Raw genomic sequence first — 333 nt, 5'->3', positions numbered from 1 at the left:
GTCCAAACACGCTAGCTTCGGACGTAAAATCTTGAAAGAGAGATAGGTCTGTAGCTCAGCTGGTTAGAGCGCACCCCTGATAAGGGTGAGGTCGGCAGTTCAAGTCTGCCCAGACCTACCAATTTACGCCACTTGCTGCGTTGGTTCATCATTCGTGTAGAAATGCCTACACTTCGTGACAAACCGCCTTGCAACTGACGTAAATCTACGTTTCGTTTTAGCTAAAGTGTGTTTCCCATTGCGGGGCTATAGCTCAGCTGGGAGAGCGCCTGCCTTGCACGCAGGAGGTCAGCAGTTCGATCCTGCTTAGCTCCACCACTTCTTCGTATAAGA

The 333-nt window shown here is 50.5% G+C and carries 2 tRNA genes; both read left to right on the top strand.

Annotated elements, in window-relative coordinates:
* Nucleotides 1-44 precede the first annotated feature (44 nt).
* A tRNA-Ile gene (locus tag H4J65_RS00035) sits at nucleotides 45-121 on the top strand.
* Nucleotides 122-242: 121 nt separating this feature from the next.
* Nucleotides 243-318, top strand: a tRNA-Ala gene (locus H4J65_RS00030).
* The last annotated feature ends 15 nt before the right edge of the window (nucleotides 319-333 follow it).

Source organism: Colwellia sp. MB02u-9 (assembly GCF_014077085.1).
Lineage (GTDB): Bacteria > Pseudomonadota > Gammaproteobacteria > Enterobacterales > Alteromonadaceae > Cognaticolwellia.
The sequence above is the reverse complement of the archived record's forward strand: the minus strand, read 5'-3'. Positions and strand labels throughout refer to the sequence as shown.